At 43.4% G+C, this 23,023-nt stretch carries 26 protein-coding genes; 22 read left to right on the forward strand and 4 right to left on the reverse strand.

What is annotated here, in order from left to right:
- Both serA and ABHN01_RS12230 read right to left on the reverse strand, forming a co-directional pair.
- Nucleotides 1–1,572: a phosphoglycerate dehydrogenase gene (serA, locus tag ABHN01_RS12225; RefSeq protein ID WP_429875751.1), complete on the reverse strand. Its 1,572-nt coding sequence runs from the start codon at nucleotides 1,570–1,572 to the stop codon at nucleotides 1–3.
- Between the two features lie 266 nt (nucleotides 1,573–1,838).
- Nucleotides 1,839–2,087: a ferredoxin gene (locus ABHN01_RS12230; RefSeq protein ID WP_062235300.1), complete on the reverse strand. Its 249-nt coding sequence runs from the start codon at nucleotides 2,085–2,087 to the stop codon at nucleotides 1,839–1,841.
- Nucleotides 2,088–2,340: 253 nt separating this feature from the next.
- Here ABHN01_RS12230 and ABHN01_RS12235 point away from each other — a divergent pair, with 253 nt between their 5' ends.
- From ABHN01_RS12235 to ABHN01_RS12255, 5 genes are all read left to right on the forward strand, one after another.
- Nucleotides 2,341–3,414: a helix-turn-helix domain-containing protein gene (locus ABHN01_RS12235; protein WP_429875752.1), complete on the forward strand. Its 1,074-nt coding sequence runs from the start codon at nucleotides 2,341–2,343 to the stop codon at nucleotides 3,412–3,414.
- Entirely contained in the window at nucleotides 3,389–4,951 is a 1,563-nt protein-coding gene (locus ABHN01_RS12240; RefSeq protein ID WP_429875753.1) for a RecQ family ATP-dependent DNA helicase, read from the forward strand. Before ABHN01_RS12235 ends, ABHN01_RS12240 begins: the two co-directional genes overlap by 26 nt.
- Complete coding sequence (locus ABHN01_RS12245) at nucleotides 4,890–5,519, forward strand: CPBP family intramembrane glutamic endopeptidase (RefSeq protein ID WP_429875754.1); 630 nt, start codon at nucleotides 4,890–4,892, stop codon at nucleotides 5,517–5,519. The genes ABHN01_RS12240 and ABHN01_RS12245 overlap by 62 nt, the downstream gene beginning before the upstream one ends.
- Nucleotides 5,503–5,796, forward strand: a complete 294-nt coding sequence (locus tag ABHN01_RS12250; RefSeq protein WP_429875755.1) for a hypothetical protein — start codon at nucleotides 5,503–5,505, stop codon at nucleotides 5,794–5,796. Before ABHN01_RS12245 ends, ABHN01_RS12250 begins: the two co-directional genes overlap by 17 nt.
- A 176-nt stretch (nucleotides 5,797–5,972) precedes the next feature.
- The gene (locus tag ABHN01_RS12255; RefSeq protein ID WP_429875756.1) at nucleotides 5,973–6,425 is read left to right on the forward strand and encodes a DUF2663 family protein; all 453 of its coding nucleotides are present in this window, start codon (nucleotides 5,973–5,975) and stop codon (nucleotides 6,423–6,425) included.
- Between the two features lie 4 nt (nucleotides 6,426–6,429).
- On the opposite strand, the gene ABHN01_RS12260 is transcribed toward ABHN01_RS12255, so the two are convergent.
- Nucleotides 6,430–6,648 (reverse strand): hypothetical protein, encoded by a 219-nt coding sequence (locus ABHN01_RS12260; protein ID WP_429875757.1) that lies wholly within the window; start codon nucleotides 6,646–6,648, stop codon nucleotides 6,430–6,432.
- A 133-nt stretch (nucleotides 6,649–6,781) separates the two neighbouring features.
- On the opposite strand from ABHN01_RS12260, the gene ABHN01_RS12265 reads away from it, so the two are divergent.
- The 15 genes from ABHN01_RS12265 (at nucleotide 6,782) to rpsA (ending at nucleotide 20,706) form a co-directional block, all read left to right on the forward strand.
- Entirely contained in the window at nucleotides 6,782–7,414 is a 633-nt protein-coding gene (locus ABHN01_RS12265) for a CBS domain-containing protein (protein WP_429875758.1), read from the forward strand.
- 213 nt (nucleotides 7,415–7,627) lie between these two features.
- Nucleotides 7,628–8,566, forward strand: coding sequence for a MerR family transcriptional regulator (locus tag ABHN01_RS12270; protein ID WP_429875759.1), 939 nt, complete (start codon nucleotides 7,628–7,630; stop codon nucleotides 8,564–8,566).
- A gap of 89 nt (nucleotides 8,567–8,655) precedes the next feature.
- Nucleotides 8,656–9,246, forward strand: a complete 591-nt coding sequence (locus ABHN01_RS12275; RefSeq protein ID WP_429875760.1) for a genetic competence negative regulator — start codon at nucleotides 8,656–8,658, stop codon at nucleotides 9,244–9,246.
- A 167-nt stretch (nucleotides 9,247–9,413) separates the two neighbouring features.
- Complete coding sequence (locus ABHN01_RS12280; protein WP_429875761.1) at nucleotides 9,414–10,331, forward strand: D-alanine--D-alanine ligase family protein; 918 nt, start codon at nucleotides 9,414–9,416, stop codon at nucleotides 10,329–10,331.
- A 189-nt stretch (nucleotides 10,332–10,520) separates the two neighbouring features.
- Nucleotides 10,521–11,801, forward strand: a complete 1,281-nt coding sequence (locus tag ABHN01_RS12285) for a Glu/Leu/Phe/Val family dehydrogenase (RefSeq protein WP_290400710.1) — start codon at nucleotides 10,521–10,523, stop codon at nucleotides 11,799–11,801.
- Between the two features lie 118 nt (nucleotides 11,802–11,919).
- Nucleotides 11,920–12,900: a YpdA family putative bacillithiol disulfide reductase gene (locus ABHN01_RS12290; protein WP_429875762.1), complete on the forward strand. Its 981-nt coding sequence runs from the start codon at nucleotides 11,920–11,922 to the stop codon at nucleotides 12,898–12,900.
- A 91-nt stretch (nucleotides 12,901–12,991) separates the two neighbouring features.
- Nucleotides 12,992–13,957, forward strand: coding sequence for an asparaginase (locus tag ABHN01_RS12295; protein WP_429875763.1), 966 nt, complete (start codon nucleotides 12,992–12,994; stop codon nucleotides 13,955–13,957).
- A gap of 96 nt (nucleotides 13,958–14,053) precedes the next feature.
- Nucleotides 14,054–14,734 (forward strand): glutamic-type intramembrane protease PrsW, encoded by a 681-nt coding sequence (prsW, locus tag ABHN01_RS12300; protein WP_429875764.1) that lies wholly within the window; start codon nucleotides 14,054–14,056, stop codon nucleotides 14,732–14,734.
- Between the two features lie 131 nt (nucleotides 14,735–14,865).
- The gene (gene sleB / locus ABHN01_RS12305) at nucleotides 14,866–15,750 is read left to right on the forward strand and encodes a spore cortex-lytic enzyme (protein ID WP_429875765.1); all 885 of its coding nucleotides are present in this window, start codon (nucleotides 14,866–14,868) and stop codon (nucleotides 15,748–15,750) included.
- A 14-nt stretch (nucleotides 15,751–15,764) separates the two neighbouring features.
- Entirely contained in the window at nucleotides 15,765–17,114 is a 1,350-nt protein-coding gene (gene ypeB / locus ABHN01_RS12310) for a germination protein YpeB (protein WP_429875766.1), read from the forward strand.
- Between the two features lie 105 nt (nucleotides 17,115–17,219).
- Nucleotides 17,220–17,876: a flagellar brake protein gene (locus ABHN01_RS12315; protein ID WP_429875767.1), complete on the forward strand. Its 657-nt coding sequence runs from the start codon at nucleotides 17,220–17,222 to the stop codon at nucleotides 17,874–17,876.
- Nucleotides 17,877–17,927: 51 nt separating this feature from the next.
- Nucleotides 17,928–18,104, forward strand: coding sequence for a DUF5359 family protein (locus ABHN01_RS12320; protein ID WP_429875768.1), 177 nt, complete (start codon nucleotides 17,928–17,930; stop codon nucleotides 18,102–18,104).
- Nucleotides 18,105–18,225: 121 nt separating this feature from the next.
- On the forward strand, nucleotides 18,226–18,900 hold the full coding sequence (gene cmk / locus ABHN01_RS12325; protein ID WP_290400703.1) for a (d)CMP kinase: 675 nt from the start codon (nucleotides 18,226–18,228) through the stop codon (nucleotides 18,898–18,900).
- Between the two features lies 1 nt (nucleotide 18,901).
- Nucleotides 18,902–19,486, forward strand: coding sequence for a lysophospholipid acyltransferase family protein (locus tag ABHN01_RS12330; RefSeq protein WP_429875769.1), 585 nt, complete (start codon nucleotides 18,902–18,904; stop codon nucleotides 19,484–19,486).
- A 74-nt stretch (nucleotides 19,487–19,560) separates the two neighbouring features.
- Nucleotides 19,561–20,706, forward strand: coding sequence for a 30S ribosomal protein S1 (rpsA, locus tag ABHN01_RS12335; protein WP_429875770.1), 1,146 nt, complete (start codon nucleotides 19,561–19,563; stop codon nucleotides 20,704–20,706).
- 37 nt (nucleotides 20,707–20,743) lie between these two features.
- On the opposite strand, the gene ABHN01_RS12340 is transcribed toward rpsA, so the two are convergent.
- Nucleotides 20,744–20,884, reverse strand: a complete 141-nt coding sequence (locus tag ABHN01_RS12340; protein ID WP_290400700.1) for a YpzI family protein — start codon at nucleotides 20,882–20,884, stop codon at nucleotides 20,744–20,746.
- 91 nt (nucleotides 20,885–20,975) lie between these two features.
- Between ABHN01_RS12340 and ABHN01_RS12345 the strand changes: the two genes are divergently transcribed.
- Nucleotides 20,976–21,593 (forward strand): YphA family membrane protein, encoded by a 618-nt coding sequence (locus tag ABHN01_RS12345; protein ID WP_429875771.1) that lies wholly within the window; start codon nucleotides 20,976–20,978, stop codon nucleotides 21,591–21,593.
- A gap of 113 nt (nucleotides 21,594–21,706) precedes the next feature.
- Entirely contained in the window at nucleotides 21,707–23,020 is a 1,314-nt protein-coding gene (gene der / locus ABHN01_RS12350; RefSeq protein WP_290400698.1) for a ribosome biogenesis GTPase Der, read from the forward strand.
- The last annotated feature ends 3 nt before the right edge of the window (nucleotides 23,021–23,023 follow it).

The raw sequence follows: 23,023 nt of genomic DNA on the forward strand, positions 1-23,023 counted from the left end.
TTACAGGTTAATGGTCGTAGCCGATACAACATCAGAAAGTGCTTTAATCTTCAGCAAGATGTCCTGATCCAGTTCTTTGTCAAAGGTAAGCATCATGATCGCTTCACCGCCAGCCATCTTTCTGCCGACCTGCATCGCCGCAATGTTAACCTCCAGGTCACCAAGCAGCTTCCCGACCCTGCCGATGACCCCGGGCTTATCGACATGCTCGATGTACACTAGAAATCCTTCGGGGTCAAAGTCCGTAGAATAACCATTGATGTTGACGACTCTAGGGCCATAGCCATAAATAAAGGTAGATTGAAGGCTGAAGCTTTCTGTTTCTCCAATGACACGGGCTTCGATGAGATTTTCATAGCCTTGTGTTTCTGTACTATACTTCTCGCCAAACGAAAAGCCTTGTTCTTTCGCGATAAGAGTGGCATTGATATCATTGACAATTCGGTCGACTCTTGGCTGTAGGAAGCCGGACAGAAGTCCTCTAGAAACTAAGCCAGTGTCCATTTCTGTGATTGAACCTGAAAAGGTAATCTTGATTTCTTTTATTGGAGAAGAAAAAGATTGGGATAAAAACTGGCCTGAAACTTTAGCAAGCTCATAAAACGGATAAATCTTTTGAAAGTCGTCATTGGAGAGAGCTGGCAGGTTGATCGCGTTTTTAACCGGTTTTCCTTTGGAAAAAGCCAGGATCTCTTGGGCAACCTGGGCAGCTACATTCATCTGTGCTTCTGCAGTTGATGCTGCAATATGAGGTGTTGCAATCACGTTCGGCAAGTGAACAAGCCGGTTTTCCACCGCGGGCTCCTGCACAAACACGTCAAGCGCACAGCCGGCGATATGGCCGTTTGATAAGTAGGTGTACAGTGCCTCCTCATCGAGGATGCCGCCTCTGGCACAATTGATCAAATAAACCCCCTTCTTTGTCTTTGATAGATTGTCGGCATTGATGAGATTCTTAGTTTCTTTCGTAAGGGGGGTATGGACAGTAATAATATCACTGCTCTCAAGGAGTTCATCAAGACTGACTGGAGCCACCTGCAGTGTTTTGGCCCTCTCAGTCGTTAAAAAAGGATCAAATACCAGTACTTTAGAGCCAAACGCACGAGCCCGCTTAGCCAGTTCCGTCCCAATTCTTCCAAGCCCTACGATGCCGAGTATTTTTCCTGAGAGCTCCGCGCCTTTGAAGTTGGAGCGGCTCCACTTTCCATCTTTAATCGATTGGTTGGCCTGAGGAATTTTTCGCAGGGTGGCCATAATCATCGCAAATGTATGTTCAGCAGTAGAGATTGTATTTCCGTCCGGGGCATTTATAACAAGTACACCGTTCTCTGTCGCGGCATCAAGATCTATGTTATCCACTCCGACACCAGCACGCGCTACGATCCGGATGTTTTTAAAACGAGTAAGAAGTTCTTTTGTCACTTTAGTGGCACTCCGTACGATTAGCGCGTCTATACTTTCAGGATCTTGTATGTCCTCCGCCTTGCCATAGATGACGGAAACCTCTGACTCACTCTCCAGAGCCGCCATACCTTCTTTTGCAATTGAATCTGCTGCCAGCACTCGAAACATTTCATCCACTCCCGATTTGTAATTTTTCTTAACTAGGCAGAATATTTTTATAATATTGATAATTTACCACACGCCTATATAGAGTACAAACGAAAATTGAGAAGATCATATGAGGTAACTAGAAATGAAAGGCTTTCAGACGAAGAGATGAAAAGATGCTGCCTCTTTCGAAAAAATGTAATTGACAATGGTTATCATTTGTTTTTAAATGAAATGGAATACAAAAAACCCTCCAGCGTGAGCATGAAGGGTCTTGTTTCATTTTTCTATTCGAATTTCAACGCATCGCCATCGAACGGTTCGTCTGCCACTTTAATAGAATCTGTAGGGCAGCCTTCAAAAGCATCCTGCATGTCATCGATCAATACGTCGGGAATTTCTACAATTCCTTGGTTTTCATCAAGGGTAACAAAGGCGATACCTTCATCATCATAATCATAAATATCCGGCGCAGCAGCTCCGCAGGCTCCGCAGGCAATGCAAGTGTCTTTGTCTACAATTGTGTACTTTGGCATATTTGTAACCTCCTAATCATGGTAAGAACTATACAGTAAAACACGTATACATTCAAAATGTTATACTTCAATATATGTGTGCTATTCATATTGTAATTTATTAGCTACCAATATTTCAATAGAAAAAATAACGGTTTATCTCTTTACTCCCTCTATTTACATGTTTCCCCGGGTGTTTCTCCATGAAACGAAGTTCTGCTTCTTTATCAGTCTTCGCATCAAGACTCAAGTTTTGTAAGTGTGGTGAAAGATAATGAATACACGAGAAGGGCTGCTGCTCTATTGTTTTAAAAAATTTAATGGTGAGCGGAGCCTGTCAGGAATCTTGCATCTGATCAACGGGAAAAAAACGTCACAAACGCTTTCTGACGGGCACCTTTTTGAGCTTTCCTTTTTATTTGCAGTCTTCCCAGGGCTCGGGCGTGAAGAATTCGAACAGACGGTGAACCATCTGGTCGAGGCCCATTTCGTTAAAAAACTGAAAGACCGGTACATCATTTCCGAAGAAGGTGAAGAACAACTTACGAAATTTTTAAAGGAGCGGCCATACATTTTTGCGTTCAACGGACTTCGGTACCGGGATGCAGAAATACCGTTTTCCAGACTCCTCGCTGAATACATACAAGCATTGTCTTACAGTACCCGGAACGTATATGATTTTCTTCCAGCAACAAGAGACCCGGTGACCCATTTTAGGGTGAAACGAATTTTTCCTAAACGACAGGAGAGGCAGGCAGTTGCCGGCAGGTTATACGAAGAATTCTTTGCGCTTTTGAGCAAACTGCCGGAGCCCTATGCAGAGGTATTTGTACTCAAGCTCAGCCGTTATGGCAGGACGGGCCTGACAAATCAGCAAGCGGCTGCAGTCCTTGGGCTGCAGGAAGAAGATGCGGAGTTTAATTTCCGTTTTGTTCTTCACTATCTTCTTAAATATGCCGAAGGTCGTGAGGCGGTCACTTATCCGATATTAAACAGGCTCGTAAATTGTCTGGAAGTAAACGATCCCCTAACTGTATCCGCCCAAAAGACATGGAGACTGCTGAAATCGGGGAAGAGCATGGAACAGATCATCAGCATCAGAAGGATGAAGAGAAGCACGATTGAAGACCATCTGGTAGAGATTTCAATCCATCGTCCGGATTTTTCGATCAGGCCTTATGTTTCTGAGCAGGAACATGCCCGAATTGTAACGGCCTTTCAACAGCTTCAGACCAAAAAACTGAAACGTATTAAAGAAAGCCTCGGAGACGATATCTCTTACTTTAAAATACGGCTCGTGCTTGGAAGGGCAGGTGATCGGAATGAAACTGGCAGATCTATTAAGTGAAAAATTTGGATACAGAGATTTCCGTACGGGCCAGAGGGAAGTGATAGAAGATCTCCTGATGGGAAAGGATGTACTGGCGATGATGCCTACCGGTACGGGGAAATCTATCTGCTATCAGCTTCCAGGCTATATTTTTTCAGGCTCCATCATTGTTGTATCACCACTGCTGTCTTTAATGGAAGACCAGGTGGAGCAGCTGAAGCGTTCAGGGGAAAAAAGGACAGTGGCTTTGAACAGTTTCATGGATTTCGAAGAGAAAAAACGAGTACTTCACAGGCTCTCCTCTTATAGATTTATATATGTTTCCCCTGAAATTCTTGAGAATGAATACGTGATCAACGAATTGAAAAAAATCAGCGTCTCGCTTTTTGTCGTTGATGAGGCGCATTGTATCTCACAATGGGGCCATGAGTTCAGGACCAGCTATTTAAAACTGGCTTCTTGCCGCTCTGCTCTGGGGAATCCTCCATGCCTCGCCCTGACTGCAACTGCAACACCGGAAGTCCGAGACGATATTAGGGAAAAGCTCGAAATGACAGGCTGTTCGATGCATATCTATCAAGTGGACAGGCCGAACATCGCACTAACTGTCGAGCAATATGACGAGCATTTGGATAAACTGAACCGCGCGATTGGGCTAGCCTCCACTTTATGTGGTCCTGGCATTCTTTATGCCTCTACAAGGTCCTGGGCTGAAAATCTGGCCGAGCATCTTAGGCAAAGAGGGACGCATCGTGTGGCTGCCTATCATGGAGGTATGGAAAATGAAGAGCGGCTGCTGATCCAGAAGCAGTTTCTTAATGATGAGCTGGATATCATATGCTGTACGAACGCATTTGGAATGGGCATCAATAAGCCGAACATTCGGTTTGTCATCCATTTCCATATGCCTTCGGCGATGGAGTCCTATGTCCAGGAAATCGGCCGTGCCGGGAGAGACGGGAAAAAAAGTCTTGCTGTTATGTTATACTGCAGCGGAGATGAAGAGATTCCTGGAATGTTTATTGACCATGAGTTCCCTGAAGAAGGGCAAGTGCTCCACTGTGCGTCACTTCCGGCAGCCGGCCGTGAATGTTTTGCCGCTATGCTCGAGCGATTTGAGATGAACGAAAGTGCAAGGCGATTTGTCGTTTATCAGTTCGAAAAAGAAGGTTATTTTGCAAACGAAGGGGACGTGCTTCCAGAAGATGCGAAAAAACGTATCCTTCAAAAAATAAGAAGCAGAAAAGCTCAAAAACGCAAAAAAATAGATGAAATGGTAGAATGGATAAAGGGTGATTTTTGCAAACGGAAAAGGATTGCGCATATCTTTCATGAAGAGCTGGAGGAGCGACCGGAGCAATGCTGCAGTTTTTGCAGGGCGGATATAGAGCTTTTTTTTCAAACAGATAGCCAACAACAGCTGCAGACTGAAGCTCCAATAAATTGGCAAAAAGAGCTGAAGCTAATCTTTAATCAGGAAAGTGATGATCAACATGAAGAATTGGGATCAAGCACAGCTGATCCAGCAGATGAGCGACAGAGAATTACGCATTAATATTTATTTTTCCCAATTCCTGTTCTTTACGGCTGGCATAGCGGTCATGTGGTTTACACATTTTGATCTGACCCGGCTCAGGTGGGAAAGCTTTAACATCATTGTCTTTGGGGCGGGAACGGCTATTGGAGTCGTCCTGATCAATCTTCTTTTACATAAATGGCTGCCGAAAGAATCCCTGGACGATGGAGGAATCAATGTTCGGATCTTCCGATCAATGCCGGTCTGGCATATTGCTGTTCTTACAGCAGTTATTTCTTTCTCGGAAGAGTGGCTCTTTCGGGGAGCAGTACAGCCCCTGCTGGGACTAAGCTTGACCAGTTTACTGTTTGCTGTTCTTCATGTACGGTATATAAAAAAACCAGTACTTTTCACTGCGGCGGTTCTACTTAGCTTTCTTCTTGGATATTTATACGAATATACCGGAAATCTCCTTGTTCCAATGACTGCTCATTTTTTTATCGATTTGTTGCTGGGACTGCTGATTTCAAAGGGATGGCTTTCAGCTCATATCGAATCTTACCCACTAGAGGACAACGGAGGTGGTACTCATGAAGAACATGAGTGAACAATCTGAATTAATCAGCGATCGTCCGCTGCCTTCGAGGAAGGAATTTCATAAAAGAAAATCCGAACGGATTGGAAAAGAACATGCGGCAGAACTCGAATCTGAAAGTTCTCCATCGGCAACGGAAAAAAAGGACCGGCTGCCCCTGGCCAAGTCCCTTTTAGTGATCTTCTTGCTTCTCGTGGTATTTATCCTTACTTATAACTATTGGTTTCCGAAAGTAACGGATCCGTTAAAAGGCAATGATGATGTACAGAAGGTGAAAATTGAATCATGAGGTGTTAAAGGATGGTGACTAAACTTACGTCATCATCCTTTTTTTATCAATTTGTTCTGTTCGTCAATGGTGCTGCGTGTCATCTGAAAAGCCTCGGGACAACTGGTTCAAAAACAGTATGTGATTGGGAATGATTTATTCCCATTCCGCATACGTTGAAGCAGGAGGGGGCTTATATGAACGCAATCAACTACTGGAAGGTCGAGCCTTATATCTCAGAAATTTGCAAAGTGGTCCTTAACACGCTGATTGAAAAAAAAGAACAAAAAGACATGTATGACAGACAGATGAAGTGGTGGGCATTTTACAGTGCATTAATGGGTTGTCTTGGTTTGATTTACTTGTACGGATTTAAGCTAAACCATATGGAAGGTGTCAGGGCGGCAATGCTTTCACTGGCCGGTGACAAGATGATCTGGTTTATCGGGATCTACTTTCTATTGGCTGGGGTTCAGTGGAAACGGCTTAAAAAGAAATGTGCAAAAGCAGATGAAGAATATGAAAGCATCAGGAAAGAGATTATTGAACGCGGAGACGATTTATGGCCAAGGCCGGAAATGTGGAAGAATAGGCATCAGGTATTGGAGTATGTCAAGGCAGAGTACAACATTAATCTATATCATAAATGAAGAGTTAGCATGCGCAGGGGCATCCGAAAAAGAAATGGTCTGAAATGGAATGCTTTTCTGAATTAATCACTACAAAACAATCATCCATTGTTTCAATGCGACCGAAAGCGATCGTTTGGTGGGAAAGCGGGCAATACACTTCTACAGGTAGGCCAAGTTTTTCATTATATTGTAAATCTTTATTCAACACGAGAGATTTTGTCTTGATTTTTAATAAAGTCATGGTGTTCCTCTCCATTCTTTTAAATATTTTAAATGGTTAATCTCATGATAAGGCAATTTTACAGTATTTTCAATAAAAGATTTTAAATATTCTCAAAATTTAAATCGTGTGAAGACGGGGAGGAAGTGAGGATATGTTTGTAAAAAGCAATATGATCCCGCTGCGAAAAACACATTTTGTGATGGAAAAAGATTCCGTCAAACAAGTGCTTGACCTTCTGGAAAAACATGATATCGATGGTGTTCCGGTTGTTTCGGACAAACGGTTTAAAGGAATTCTTACCCGGCATTCCATCTATGAAGCTTTCTTTGCAAGCGGCAAGTCGAAGGTGCAGTTTCTAGAAAAAACCAAAGCCGGCGATATTGCTTGCTGTAAAAACCAGACCATCTGTGAGGATGAAATGTTTGAAAGAACGCTCCTCATTGTGAAAGACATGCCGATCGTTGCTGTCACTGACAAGCACAATCATTTGCTTGGCGTTGTGACCCGGTATGATGTTCTGGAGCAGTTTCAAAGTGCGTTCGGCATGAAGAAGCCTGGGGTCAGAATCTCCTTCGCTTCCCTTGAAACAGAAGGCAGAATAGCCCGGCTGTCTGAAATTACTAAACAATTCCACGAAAATATTATCTCGCTGACCACTTTTGATGAAACCGATCAGCTCGTAAGAAGGATGGTCATGAAAGTGGAAAAAACGCCAAACCTTGAAAAGTTTGTGGAAAAGCTCAGCCAGTCTGGTTTTAGAATATTAAGCATACATGAAGACTGATCCGGCCAGCCCTGAAATGCAGGGGCTGTCCTTTTTATCAATTTTCAGTTAAAATGTGTTTTACAAAAAGTTATTAACGGGGATTTAACCAATACTCCCTTAGTTTTAGTACTATGCATGTACGCGTATGATTGTGAGCCGTTGTACAAATTTTACACAAGGAAAGCAGTCCGCTATACTTAAAGGTATAATCAGCTATTGGGGGATATAGAGATGGCTTCACAGGAAGGGAAGTATAATATTAAAGCTGTGTCAAAGATGCTTGGCATCCAAGCAGGAACTTTAAGAGCCTGGGAACGAAGATACTCCATCATCCAGCCCAGGCGCAATGAAGCAGGACACCGGCTTTATACAGATGAACACATCTATATCATCAAATGGCTCATGAACAAAATTAAACATGGTTTCACCATAAGTCAGGCTGTAGATCTGCTTGATCATCATGGGAATAATATCGACGAGTTCGTCATGGAAAACAGCAGCCAGAAGGATCTGGCAGTTCAATTGGCGGACGAGCTGCTGGCTGCTCTGCTTTCTTTTCAAGAAAACAAAGCCAAGGAAGTATTGGACCGTGCATTCAGCCTGTTTACAATAGAAAAAGTTACTATTGATATATTAGGTTCTTTACTCGTAAAAATTGGGCACATGTGGGAAAAACAAAAAATCACAGTCGCCCATGAGCATTACGCAACATCTTTTTTGAAAGCGAAGATCGGCAATGTCATTTATCATCTGCCTGTAGACGGATATCGGCCAAAGGTTCTGGCGGTATGCGGATTGAAAGAGACACATGAATTAGGTTTGCTCATCTTCACGCTTTACTTAAGGCAAAAGGGCTTTGAAGTCATCTATCTTGGTGAAGGGATTCCTCCAGAAGATCTCAGTGTGGTCATTGACGAAATCGACCCTAAGCTGTTAGTGGTTTCCTGTACAATGGAAGAACATCTTTCAGACACCTTGAAATGGCTTGAAGTGGCGGAAAAAGAATATCCCTACCTTCAGATCGGCTTGGGGGGCTTGGGGATTGAATATTTATCCAATGATATAAAAACCAAATTTAAAGACATGATAATAGGGAACACAAAAACAGATTGGGAACAATGGATTCATAAAAAACGAAAACAAGAAAAACGACCGCTTCTTGATCATTGAAGAGTGGCAAAGAGAAGTTAGCACCAACTTTCTGCTCACTCATATAGTGTATTAAAGAGATGCGGAATCGATCGTAAGGGGGACCAGAAATGCGGGTAGAGCGATTAACTTATAACAAAATCAAGATCTTCCTAACGTTTGATGATTTGAAGGAACGCGGAATCTCCAAAGATGAAATTTGGCAGGATATTCCGAAAGTTCATCAACTATTCAGAGATATGATGACCGAAGCAGACGATGAAGTAGGATTCAAAGCAGACGGACCGATTGCTGTTGAAGTTTTTGCTTTACCGGCGCAAGGAATGGTGGTCATTGTGACAAAAGGTCATAACGAGTATGAACTCGAAGACGATTATGATGAAGACTATATTGAAATGCAGGTTACCTTGGATGAAAGTGACGAAATCTTCTATGAATTTTCGTCATTTGAAGATGTGATCTCATTGGCAAAACGCCTTGGCCAGCTTAACATCGACGGCGGAGTACTCTATTCATTCGAAAGCTGTTTTTATCTAAAATTTGAAGAACAGGATCTTCCTGATATAGAGCTGGATACACTTATTGCATTATTGGCCGAATTCGGAAGCTCTTCAACCATAACAAGCTACAGGGTGATCGAATATGGAAAAGCGCTGATGAAGAGCAATGCCATATCACAGATCAATTCCTATTTTAAGTAAACTCCCGGAAATCCGGGAGTTTTTTTGTTTTAAAAAAACACATATGCCATTACATCATCCTTCAAACATGGTATGATAGATGGGATTTCCTTATAGAAAAGCTCACAAAACGTGGCAGGGAATATAATGAACTACATATATTTATTGGGGTGGGAGTGATTACACACATGAAAATTGCAGTCTTATACGGAGGGGTATCTGCAGAGCGAGAGGTATCCTTATCAAGTGGAAAACAGATTATGAACGCTTTGGAATCGAAAGGGCATGAAGTAATCGGAGTTGACTTTCATCCTGACCGTTTGGAAGAAATTATTGGTCTGAATGCGGATATCGTATTCATCGGATTGCATGGAAAGTATGGTGAGGACGGAAAGCTGCAAAGTTTGCTTGATATGCTTAAAATACCTTATGTCGGTTCCGGAGTGCTTGCTTCGGCACTGGCGATGGATAAAGCCCGTTCGAAGCAGTTCTTTAAAATTGCCGGAATCCGTACAGCAAATGAGTTGGTTTTGGAGAAAAAACTCTACAGTGAAGATGAATTGGATGTTCCTTTTGGATATCCGCTAGTCGTTAAACCTAATCATGAGGGATCTACGATCGGATTGACCATCGCCCAAAACAAAGATGAAATGCTGAGCGGCATCACATCCGCGCTCTTGCATGATCATACAGTGATGGTGGAAGAATTTATTTCTGGCAAAGAAGTGACAGTGGCGGTAATGGGGGAAAAAGGTAAAGTAAGTGCTCTCCCGGTGGTTGAAATCGTACCGAAAAATGCGTATTACGATTATGAGTCTAAATATGCGGAAGGCGGGAGTGTGCATTATGTACCTGCGCGCCTTGACGATCGTACGACTGCCTTGCTTCAAAAACAGGCGGTCTTGGCGCATGAAGTACTGGGATGCGAAGTGTATTCCCGGGTAGATTTCATTGTTCCGAACGACGGAAGTGCACCGGTCATTCTTGAAGTGAATACACTGCCTGGAATGACACCAACCAGCTTGTTCCCTGACGCAGCAAAAGAAGTAGGTCTTTCTTACCCTGATATGATCGAAAAGCTGATCCAGCTTTCCCTTCAAAAATAAATGGATGCCCTCCCGCCGTATCTAGGGAGGGTTTCATTATGCGGGCGATAGGATAGTAAAATAGTAACGAAAGCGCTTACCTTTTACGCGATAATCTTTAAAATTCCCTTCTCATAGGACTAACAAAGGTGTATACTGTCTCTGAAGATGGACTAAACTTTAGAGGTGACAATTATGGGAGGTAACCAAATGACTGCCCAAAACGCAGCAGATCACAAATCAGATAACCATGAAAATAACAACGTGCTTACCGCAACACAGTCGGTGATTGGCGAAGCACTTGATAAATTAGGGTACCCAGAAGAAGTATATGAACTTCTTAAAGAACCGATCCGGATGCTGACAGTCCGCATTCCAGTGAAGATGGATGACGGCTCTACTAAAATTTTCACGGGATACCGTTCACAGCATAACGACTCTGTCGGACCGACTAAAGGGGGAGTACGGTTCCACCCAAGCGTAACAGAGACAGAAGTGAAAGCACTTTCGATTTGGATGAGCTTGAAGGCGGGAATTGTAGATCTTCCCTACGGTGGCGGAAAAGGCGGAATCATTTGTGATCCCCGCAACATGTCGTTCCGTGAACTGGAGCGCCTGAGCCGCGGCTATGTCCGAGCGATCAGCCAACTCGTTGGACCTACAAAGGATATTCCAGCGCCAGACGTATTTACCAATTCACAAATCATGGCATGGATGATGGATGAATACAGCCGAATCAGAGAGTTTGATTCTCCGGGTTTCATCACAGGCAAGCCATTGGTTCTCGGCGGTTCTCACGGCAGAGAAACTGCTACAGCAAAGGGTGTAACCATTTGCATTCGTGAAGCGGCTGCAAAACGCGGGTTTCAACTTGAGGGTGCAAGAGTCGTTATTCAAGGATTCGGTAACGCAGGAAGCTTCTTAGCGAAATTTATGCATGATTCAGGTGCAAAGGTTATCGGAATCTCGGATGCTTATGGTGCATTGCATGATCCTGATGGCCTTGACATTGACTATCTGCTTGAAAGACGAGACAGCTTTGGTACCGTAACTAAACTATTCAAAGATACCATTTCCAACAAAGAGCTTTTAGAACTCGATTGCGACATTCTTGTTCCGGCAGCGATAGAAAACCAGATCACTGCAGAAAATGCTCATAATATTAAAGCTTCAATCGTAGTTGAAGCCGCCAACGGCCCAACAACACTTGAGGGAACAAAAATCCTAACCGAGCGTGGCATTCTTCTCGTTCCAGATGTTTTGGCAAGTGCTGGCGGAGTAACGGTATCCTATTTTGAGTGGGTACAGAACAACCAGGGGTATTATTGGACAGAAGAAGAAGTGGAAGAGAAACTTGAAAGCGTTATGGTGAAGTCTTTTAATAACGTTTACACAACTTCAACGAACCGAAAGGTAAACATGCGTCTCGCTGCTTATATGGTGGGCGTGCGAAAAATGGCTGAAGCTTCTCGATTCAGGGGCTGGATTTAATACTTTGCAAAAGGCGAAAAAATTCCCTATCATTAATGGATAGGGAATTTTTTATTGTTTTTGGGTGAGCTTAAAAAAGATTAATTCGATAGATTAGTGAAACCAGGAGAGTGGAGAAATGAAGTACGATGTGTGTATTATCGGCGGGGGCCCATGCGGTTTATCCGCAGCCATCTCTGTGAAAGAGAAAGGGCTATCCTATGTGGTGATTGAAAAGGGAAACATTGTGGAGTCGATCTATAACTATCCGACCCATCAAACATTTTTCAGCACAAGTGAAAAGCTGGAGATCGGTAATGTGCCTTTTGTGAATGAGGAAAGGAAACCGAGAAGAATTCATGCCCTGACCTACTATCGCGAGGTGGCCAAACGAAAACAACTGAATATCCGTACCTTTGAGAAAGTAACAGAAGTTCAAAAAAAGAACAATACAATCTATTATATCCGAACTAAAACGGCGAAGGACGATATATATGAGTATGAAGCGAAGGCTGTTGTTATTGCAACCGGATATTATGATAATCCTGCCTATATGAACATCCCAGGCGAGGATCAGAACCATGTGTTTCATTATTTTAAAGAAGGCCATCCTTACTATAATAAAGATGTAACGGTCATCGGAGGAAAAAATTCAGCAGTCGATACAGCTCTCGAGCTTCAAAAAGCGGGTGCTAGAGTGACGGTTCTTTATCGGGGAGAAGATTATTCAAAAAGTGTGAAACCATGGGTGCTGCCTGAGTTTGTTTCCCATGTGAACAGCGGGAAAATCTCGATGCATTTTCAATCAAATGTTCTTGAGATCGGAAAAAATACAGTTACATTTGATAAAAAAGGAAACAGAGAAACCGTAAAAGCGGATTTTGTGTTTGCGATGACCGGATATCATCCCGACCATGATTTCCTAAAGAAAATTGGGATTCTTATAGACCATGAATCCGGTCGGCCGGCCTACAATCCTGAATCGATGGAAACCAATGTGAAAAATGTGTTTATCTGCGGTGTGATTGCGGCGGGAAACAATGCCAATGAAATTTTTATTGAGAACGGAAGATTCCATGGCGGTTTAATCGCCGAAACGCTGGCAGCCTCGCTTCTTTAGAACCGGGGCTGTTTTTTTGTTTGTGCTTCGTTAAGAATGGATGTTTTTGTAGCGAATAGCATGTGTTATGATACTGAGGAGGTGTTTACATATGAAAAAAGTAGCGTTGATCACAACCGGAGGAACGATTGCCAGTAAGCCGAATGAAACGACAGGACTGCTGTCATCAGGGGCTTTAACGGGAGAAGAGCTGGCTGCAATGATTGAACTCCCGAACGATATTGAAGTGAATATCTTTTCACTGTTCCAAGTGCCAAGTATGCACATGACCTTTGAACATTTAAACGTGCTTAAAGAAGCGATTGAAAACTTGTATGAAGATTCCGCTTATGATGGAGTAGTCATCACCCACGGAACGGACAGTATTGAGGAAACCGCATATTTTCTTGATCTCACCATTGCTGATCCTAGGACAGTGGTTGTAACCGGGTCACAGCGTTCGCCCGGCGAGATCGGCAGTGACTCGTATACGAATATGAGGCATGCCATCTATACCGCTTGCGATCCCAATTTAAAAGGGTCCGGAACGGTGGTTGTTTTTAACGAGCGGATCTTTACAGCAAGGTATGTAAAAAAAGTCCATGCATCCAACCTGCAGGGATTTAATTCGTTCGGATTTGGTTACTTGGGGATCATTGATAATGATAAGGTGGTAGCTTATCAAAAGCCTATTGGAAGAGAATTTTATACGGTAGTACAAGAAGTGCCTGCTGTTGACATCATCAAGTGTTACATCGGTGCGGACGGCAAATTTGTGAAAGCCGCCATGGACAGCGGAGTTCAGGGGATTATCCTTGAGGGTGCTGGAAGGGGACAGGTTGCCCCTTTGATGATGGAATCCATTATTGAAGCTGTTGCAGCAGGTATTAAGGTTGTCATTACGACCAGTTCTGAAGAAGGTCAAGTCTATCCGACCTATGATTATCTCGGAAGTACGTTTGATCTTGCTGAACATGGAGTGATATTGGGCAAGGATTATGACAGCAAGAAGGCCAGAATCCGGCTTGCCGTACTTCTGGCTGCAGGAGAGGGAGACCGCATACAGACGATTTTCTAGGCAGATGTTACAATTTCTTCATAAACATCAGCTAACGGTTTCCATTCTATGTGTTCCATGATACGATTGAAAAAAACAGCTGAAAAGAGGGCTTCTATGATTGGAATTATTTCGGCAGGGGTTGCTCCTGCTGTCGCCCTGCTTGCTTTCTTTTATTTAAAAGATAAATATGAAACTGAGCCTGTTTCTATGGTCATTCGATTATATATTTTTGGAGCTTTGCTCGTTTTTCCCATTATGGTTATCCAATTCGGATTTAAAGAAGAAATAATGGTTTCTTCTTTTACAGAGGGCTTTTTTCTGTCTGCTGTTCTCGAAGAATTCTTAAAGTGGTTTCTAGTTTTTTATTGCGCCTATCAGCATGCGGAGTTCAATGAGCCATATGACGGGATCGTCTATGCCGTGGCTTTATCCCTTGGATTCGCTTCAATGGAGAATATTTTATACCTGTACGTGCATGGACTGACTGAAGCGTTCGGCAGAGCATTGATGCCCGTCTCCAGCCATGCCCTGTTCGGTGTGATCAGCGGGTATTATTTTGGGAAGGCTAAGTTTTCTTCTGGTAAGAAGAGAAAAATGTTCTTAACCCTTTCCCTTCTTATACCGTTTGTATTGCATGCCATCTACAATTGGATATTACTTGTTTTCGAAAAGGATTTTCTTATCGCCATGCTGCCTTTTATGCTGTTCCTTTGGTGGCTGGGATTGAAAAAAGTGAAGCTCGCCAATGCCCATAAAACAGCCTGGATGACAAGGCAGAAAAATGTAGGATCCTAAACCCGGAGAATTTAAAGCTCCGGGTTTTTTCTTGTCTAATTCTTCAGCAATTCATTGCATAAAATGCTCAGATTTACAAAAGCTACTTTTATCATACAAAGCTGAGAATATTTCACAGGAGGCACTTTCTCATGAAAAAACCAATGCGTTACATTAGACGGACGCTGTTTTTTTTAGTTGCTATGACATGTATTATGGCCGGATATACTCCGGAAACGACCCATGCCTTTACTCCCCAGGTCATTCAAAAGGGTGCAACAGGTGAAGATGTAGTTGAGCTGCAGTCGAGGCTGCAATATATCGGGTTCTACAATGGTCCAATAGACGGTGTCTTCAGCTGGAGAACATACTGGGCTCTTCGTAATTTTCAGTATGAAAACAGGTTAAAGGTCGATGGACTCGCTGGATTTACAACGAAGAAGAAGCTGGCGGACCAGACGAAATTTGATTATGGATGGGTTCATAAACAAATTCGCAAAGGCAATAAATTTACTACTTACGGCGGAGTTCCAAAACAAAAGCAAGTGAAAAAAAATGCTGGAAGGAAGGCTGCACAGCAGCCCGCCGCACCAGGGAAAAATGCAGCACCGGCAAAGCCGGGCCAAAAGCAGGCTGCCAAAGTCAGCAAGCCGAGACCCGGCAAAAACATTCCGGATGGGTATTCTCAAAATGATATAAATTTGATGGCGAACGCTGTTTATGGTGAATCTCGTGGAGAGCCTTATATCGGCCAGGTCGCGGTAGCCGCGGTGATCATCAACAGGGTGGAAAACCCAGAGTTTCCCAACACTGTATCCGGGGTTATTTTTGAACCAGGAGCGTTCACGGCAGTTGCAGACGGACAAATTTACCTGACGCCGAATCAACAAGCGAAAAAAGCGGTCATGGATGCTTTAAACGGATGGGACCCTACCGGGGAAGCGCTTTATTATTTTAATCCTGATACAGCAACATCCGGCTGGATTTGGACAAGGCCTCAAATCAAAAAAATTGGTAAGCACATCTATACCAAATAACGGAGGTGATTTCCTTGATACGGACAGTATTAATCGCTTTATTAGTAGTAGCTATAGCAGGTACGGGGTATTGGGGATATAGTGAACACCAGAAAAAGAACGCCATCCTCATTCAGGCGGAAAACAACTATCAGCGTGCCTTTCATGATTTAAACTTTAATGTTGACGCCCTGCATGATAAGATCGGGGAAACTCTGGCTATGAACTCTAGACGCCAGTTGTCTCCAACTCTCGCTCAAGTATGGAGGCTCACTTCGGAAGCCCATAACAACGTCGGACAATTGCCGCTTTCTTTACTCCCGTTTAACAAGACAGAAGATTTCTTAACGAAAATGGGTGATTTCAGCTACCGTGTCTCATTGAGAGATCTTGAGAAGAAGCCGCTGTCAGATAAAGAATATTCAACACTTAAAAGTCTTTATGCCAACTCGTCAGAAATTCAAAATGAACTTCGCAAGACAGAAGCACTCGCTTCAAAAAAGAACCTTCGCTGGATGGATGTTGAGATGGCGCTTGCAAGCAACAAACAGCCTGACGACAATACGATCATCGATGGTTTTAAAACGGTAGATAAATCTTCTGAAGGTTATTCACGGACAGATTTTGGCCCGGAAGTTACAAATATCCACAACGCTAAAAAACGGAACGTATCCAAACTGAAGGGAGAAAATATCTCGAGAGAGGATGCAAAAAAACTCGCGATCAAGTTCTTCCAGCTCAAGAAAAATGTAAGAATAAGCGTAAAAGAAACGGGTAAAGGCTCAGAATATAAAGCGTATTCCCTCACCATGTACAATCCGGAAACAAAAGCAACAACCTACATGGATGTTACAAAAAAAGGCGGTTATCCATTATGGGTGCTGCAAGACCGAAAAGTAGCCGCCCAGAAGATCAGCCTGAATGAGGCTCAGAAACAAGCCGTTTCGTTCCTTAACCTTCACATGAAGAGTAAAATGGAAGTTGTCTCAGCTAATCAGTACGATAACATCGGTGTCTTCACTTTCGTAAATGTTCAAGATGGTGTAAGAATCTATCCGGACAGTGTCTCTGTTAAAGTGGCACTGGATAATGGAGATATTATGGGGTACCAGGGGACCGATTTCTTAACTTCCCATCATGAACGGACCATCCCTCCTGCAAAAGTCAGTGAAAAGCAGGCGAGAACGAAGCTTAATCCGAAGTTCAAAATGATGGAAAAACACATGGCTATCATCAAGAATGATGTTCAGCAGGAGATTTATTGCTATGAGTTTTTAGGAGTACTTGGAGATGAAACGTACGTGATCTATGTCAGTGCGGAAAACGGAGATGAAGAGCAAGTGAAGAAATTAAAAGAAGGAGAACCGGATTACAGCTCCATGTAAGTTGGTAAAAGGAAAGCTTCGCTGCTTTCCTTTTTTTATGCACGTGTGCTTTTTGGGAACTATGGCATAATAAATGGTAAAATAGTCTTATAATGGGGGATTGTGTTGTTTGCTATAGGTGACTCGCTAATTTTGGAGCCGGCAGTTTCAAGACAGGAAATACGCTATAAATGCAAAGTGATGGAACTGTCTGATGACCAGATCTACATTGATTATCCGATCAATGAAGTAACAGGAAAAACAGAGTTTTTTGTGAATGGTACAGCGTTCAAAGCGACATTCTACCATCAAGATCAAAATGTATATATGTTTCAAACCGAGCTGAGCGGACGAAAAATTGACCGTATCCCACTCTTAGCGATCCAGCATCCGGATGAAAAATCTTTAGTCAAGCTCCAGAGGCGCCAATTTATTCGCATTGAGTCCATGCTGGATATCGCTGTGCACCCGTCAGATACTGTATTCATACCGTTTACTTCAGTCACCTCGGACATCAGTGCTGGCGGTTTGCGAAGTGCTTTACCTGCCGGACATCCGTTAAAGGAAGGCATGAGGATCATCTGCGGGGTCATACTCCCGATGAATTCAGGTACTGTTCATTGCCTCAAGGCAGAATGCAATGTGCTGCGCATCCTCGAGCACAACGGCAAAGAAAAGGCGTCTGTGCACTTTAGCAGCCTTGGTGAAGCCGCGCAGCAAAATCTTGTACGCTACTGTTTTGAGCAGCAGCTTGCCGAGAAAAAGAAGTTGTTGAACGAATAGATCCGATGATGCTTGGACATATTAGTTTCAAGTATCAGGAGGCTGATCGGCGTGAAAAAAATTGAAAGCCTGCTCTTGAAGCTGGCCATTATCCATTTTGTTTTTCTTATTCTCTCTCAATGGATACTTACACATGAAACATGGAAACGGAACGTAAACAAAAGCATTTATTATGAAGGCGTCATAAAAGGCAAGAACTCAGGCACGATGGAAACCATAGACCGCTAGTTGGGTTTATGGTATAGTTAATGGCGGAATGTGGCCAACGAATACGTTAAAAAAGCAGGGTGTATACCTGCTTTTATTCGTATGGTTTCAATAAAAGATTTTTGTGTATGCAGGAGGAAACATGAACAAGAAACTAAAGATCGCCATTGACGGCCCGGCAGGAGCGGGCAAAAGTACAGTTGCCAAATTGGTCGCGGACAAGCTTTCTTATATATACATAGACACGGGTGCCATGTACAGGGCATTAACCTATAAAGCCCTGTCTTCAAAGTCTGATTTACATGACGGCAGGATCCTGCAATCTCTTCTTAAAGATACAAATATAGAATTAGAGATTACAGAGAACGGCCAGGCTGTCATCCTTGACGGAAACGATGTCTCCAAAGAGATCAGAAGCTCGGAAGTCACGAATAATGTGTCTTTTGTCGCAGCACCTCAACAGGTAAGAGAAGAGATGGTCAGACGCCAGCAGGAGCTGGCAAGTGCTGGCGGTGTCGTGATGGACGGCCGGGACATAGGGACTCATGTCATGCCAGATGCAGAACTGAAAGTATTTCTGATCGCATCTGTAGAAGAGCGTGCAAGAAGAAGATTCGATGAAAATACAAGCAAAGGATTTGAAGCGGATCTAGAGAAATTGAAGGAAGAGATCAGTCTCCGAGATAAACGTGATTCAGAACGTGAGTTTGCTCCATTGAAAAAGGCGGATGACGCGATAGAGCTTGACACCACATCAATGTCCATTCAAGATGTTGTTAATGAAATTCTTCATTTGGTGAGTGAAAGGGCTGGATAAATTGAACCTTTACAAATTCGGTAAAGCGGTGTGCAGTGCTTATTTGAAAAGCATGTACAGAGTAGAAATTCAAGGGATTGAAAATGTGCCTGCCGAGGGCGGAATCCTGTTATGCAGCAATCATATTAATAATTTTGATCCTCCGCTTGTCGGAGTGGCCGCACCAAGAGACGTTCATTTTATGGCAAAAGCAGAACTGTTCAGCATGCCTGTCCTAAAGACGATCCTGCCAATGATTAATGCTTTTCCTGTTAAACGCGGTATGAGCGATAAACAGGCGTTAAGGAATGGACTCGGCATACTGAAAGAAGGAAAAGTTCTTGGGTTATTTCCAGAGGGTACGAGAAGCAAAACAGGCGAATTAGGCCAGGGGCTGGCGGGAGCAGGTTTTTTTGCACTGAAATCAGAAGCTGCTGTCGTGCCATGTGCCATCAAAGGTGAGTATAAACGCGGCAAAAAAATCACTGTTAGTTTCGGAAAGCCGATTGATTTTACAGAAATGAGAGTGCAAAAAGCTTCCGCAAAAGACGCAACAAACCTTATAATGTTAAATATAGAAAAGCTTCTAAAGGAATCTGTATCGTAAAAGGAATACTGTATACTTCCTTCATATAGAAGGTTGAAATATATACTTATACGAAATTGAGGAGGCATTGTGGTATGGCTGATGAGTTGAACACAAGTTTAGAAGAAACAAAAGTGCTGGAAGTTGGAAATGTGGTAGAAGGGACTGTCCTAAAGGTTGAAGATAAGCTGGCCATTATAGATGTGGGCTATAAGCAGGATGCTGTATTGCCTGTGAACGAGATTTCCAATGTTTTTGTTGAAAAAGCATCAGATTTTCTGACCGAAGGAGACAGAGTGACAGTAAAAGTCACGTCTCTTACAGAAGATCAGCTCACCGTTTCCAAAAAGGCGGTGGACACGGTCAAGTCGTGGGAAGAGCTAAAGCAAAAGTTTGACCAGAACGAAACGTTTGAAGTGACCGTTCATGAAGTAGTAAAAGGCGGTTTGGTCGTGGATCTTGGAGTGCGCGGCTTCATTCCCGCATCCATGGTCGAAAAAAGGTTTATTGAAGACTTCAGCGACTATAAAAACCGAACATTAACGGTGAAAATTGTTGAGCTGGATGAAGAGAAAAACCGAGTGATCCTCTCCCATCGGGCGGTAGAGGAGGAACAGGAATCTCAACGAAAGCAGGAGCTGCTGAACAATCTGGAAGCTGGCCAGGTGCTCGATGGCACTGTCCAGCGTTTAACAGATTTCGGTGCGTTTGTTGATATCGGCGGGCTAGACGGCCTTGTCCATATTTCCCAGCTATCCCATAAACGTGTGGATAATCCTTCAGAAGTTGTCTCAGAAGGGGAGGCTGTAAAAGTGAAAGTCCTTTCTGTCGACCGGGATAACGAACGTGTCTCACTCTCCATTAAAGAGACTCAGCCGGGACCTTGGGAAAGCCTTGAAGCGGGTCTTGCACCAGGCAAAGTCATCCAGGGGACGGTGAAGCGCCTTGTTTCCTTCGGTGCTTTTGTTGAGGTGGCACAGGGTGTTGAAGGGCTTGTGCATATCTCCGAAATCAGCAACCGCCATATTGGAAATCCTGGAGAAGTGCTGTCTGAAGGCGAGAAAGTGACAGTAAAAGTGCTGGATATTGACAGGAAAGAAAAAAGAATTTCACTTAGCATCCGCGCTGCACAAGAAGCTAAAGAACAGCAGAACATCCGTGAGAACTTCCCGAAAGAAGAAAAAGGATTCTCGCTTGCTGATATGATCGGCGATAAACTTAAAGGTTTAAATAAAGAGTAAGATTAAAAGAACTCCGTTTAGGAGTTCTTTTTTGTTCTTAGCTTTTCTGGTTATTTCTTCTTCTCGCTTCTTCAGGGCCTTCGAGTGATGTTGCCCCAGCGTATTTCAGGCTCTGGTCACGGTCGGATTCTACCCGGTGTGATTCACGAAGTTTTTTTTCCTGGCGGTCTTTTCCCATGATGCTGCCTCCTTTCTATTTGCTTTTATTATGACTGCTTGATTAGGTTTTATGCGATTGAGCCATAATGGTGGTAGAGGAGGAGAGCAGGTTGGAGGGTATTTTCTTTTATTGGTTTGCATGGATCGGCTGGGCCTACAGCACTTTTTTGATGAAAACAGCGCCTCGGAGGACTGTTTATTCAGCATTGCTTCTGATTTTGCTGATCACGCATGGGCTCGTATTGGACACGGGGCGTTTAAGCATTCATTGTTCATTTCTGATTTTAGCTTTAAGCTGTTATCTTTGGATTTTAAGATTACCGTTTAAGATGGTGCTGTATTATGTTTTCTGTACATTTCTTATTGCCCTTTCCTATAATGCAATGCTGCTGTTCTCGATGTATGATCCAGTCTGGATCGTCGTCCAAGTGAAATGGCTGCTGGCCGGCGCCCTTTTTGTTTTTTCTCTGATGCTGATCAAGGATTCTCATTATCGCCCGCTCGTGCTGACAGGCGGATTCTGCGTGGGAGAGGCTCTCTATCATCTGGTAATTCAAAAATTAACATCGGGCATCGAGCTCGGAAGCCTTAATTTCCTTGATGTTGTGACCTTGTCGCTGGCTTTATGCTTTGTCTCGAGGGGCGTGCAGCAGTTCGGGCACTTCTTGTCTGCTGAAGCAGGGAAGGGAAAAATGATAAAACGGGTATCTAGGGTGAGGGCGCGCTGAATGAGAGTTGTAGGTTATACTTTTATCTGCTAAAATTAATTAGCTATCTCTAGGCCCTTCATTCCGGAAGGGTTTTCTTTTTTTGGACTATTAAGTTAAAAGGATGTGTCGACATGCAAAAGCCAGTTTTGGCCATCGTCGGAAGACCGAATGTGGGAAAGTCCACAATATTTAACCGTATTGTCGGAGACCGGGTTTCTATCGTGGAAGATATGCCGGGTGTGACAAGGGACAGAATCTATAGTTCAGCCGAATGGCTGAACCGTGAATTTAATATAATTGATACCGGTGGAATCGAAATCGGTGATGAACCTCTATTGCATCTCATGAGGCAGCAGGCAGAGGTCGCTATCGATGAAGCCGATGTGATCCTTTTTCTTGCGGATGGAAAAGAAGGGGTTACAGCAGCTGATGAAGAAGTCGCAAAACTCCTATATCGGTCAAAGAAACCGGTTGTCCTTGGGGTAAATAAAATTGATAATCCGGAACGCAAGGATTTGATCTATGATTTTTATTCTCTTGGAATGGGAGAGCCTTATCCTGTATCAGGATCTCACGGCATTGGTTTAGGAGACCTTCTGGATGCAGTATTCAGCCATTTTCCAGAACAGCCTGAGGAAGAGGAAGATGATGAAACAATCCGTTTCTGTCTCATCGGACGTCCAAACGTTGGCAAGTCATCGCTCGTTAATGCGATATTAGGTAAAGAGCGTGTCATCGTCAGCGATATCGCCGGAACAACGAGAGACGCGATCGATTCGGAATTTACTCGTGAAGGCCAGAAATATACGATCATTGACACGGCAGGCATGAGAAAAAGAGGGAAAGTCTATGAACATACCGAAAAATATAGCGTTCTTCGTGCTTTAAAGGCCATCGAACGGGCTGATGTCGTTTGTGTTGTACTAAACGCAGAAGAAGGAATTATCGAGCAGGATAAAAAAGTGGCAGGCTTCGCGCATGAAGCAGGCAAAGCCGTGATTATTATCGTAAATAAATGGGATGCCATTGAAAAAGATGATAAAACACTCCGCGAATTTGAACAGAAGATCCGCGATCATTTCTTGTATTTAAGCTATGCTCCGATCCTTTTCGTATCCGCAAAAACAAAACAAAGGCTTCATACGCTCTATCCTTTGATCAACCAAGTGGCTGAGAACCATTCTCTTCGTATCCAGACAAACGTCCTTAACGATGTTATTATGGATGCGGTGGCGATGAACCCTACACCGACGGACAACGGTAAACGCCTGAAGATCAATTATGCTACACAGGTAGCCATCAAGCCGCCTACCATCGCACTTTTTGTCAATGATCCGGAACTTCTTCATTTTTCATACCGCCGGTTCCTTGAAAACAAAGTGAGGGAGACGTTTGGCTTTACTGGCACTCCGATCAGAATCGTTGCCCGCAAAAAAAATGAATAGGTG

Origin of the sequence: Fictibacillus sp. NRS-1165 (assembly GCF_050468105.1) — a bacterium.
GTDB classification, from domain to species: Bacteria; Bacillota; Bacilli; order Bacillales; family Fictibacillaceae; genus Fictibacillus_C; species Fictibacillus_C terrinigri.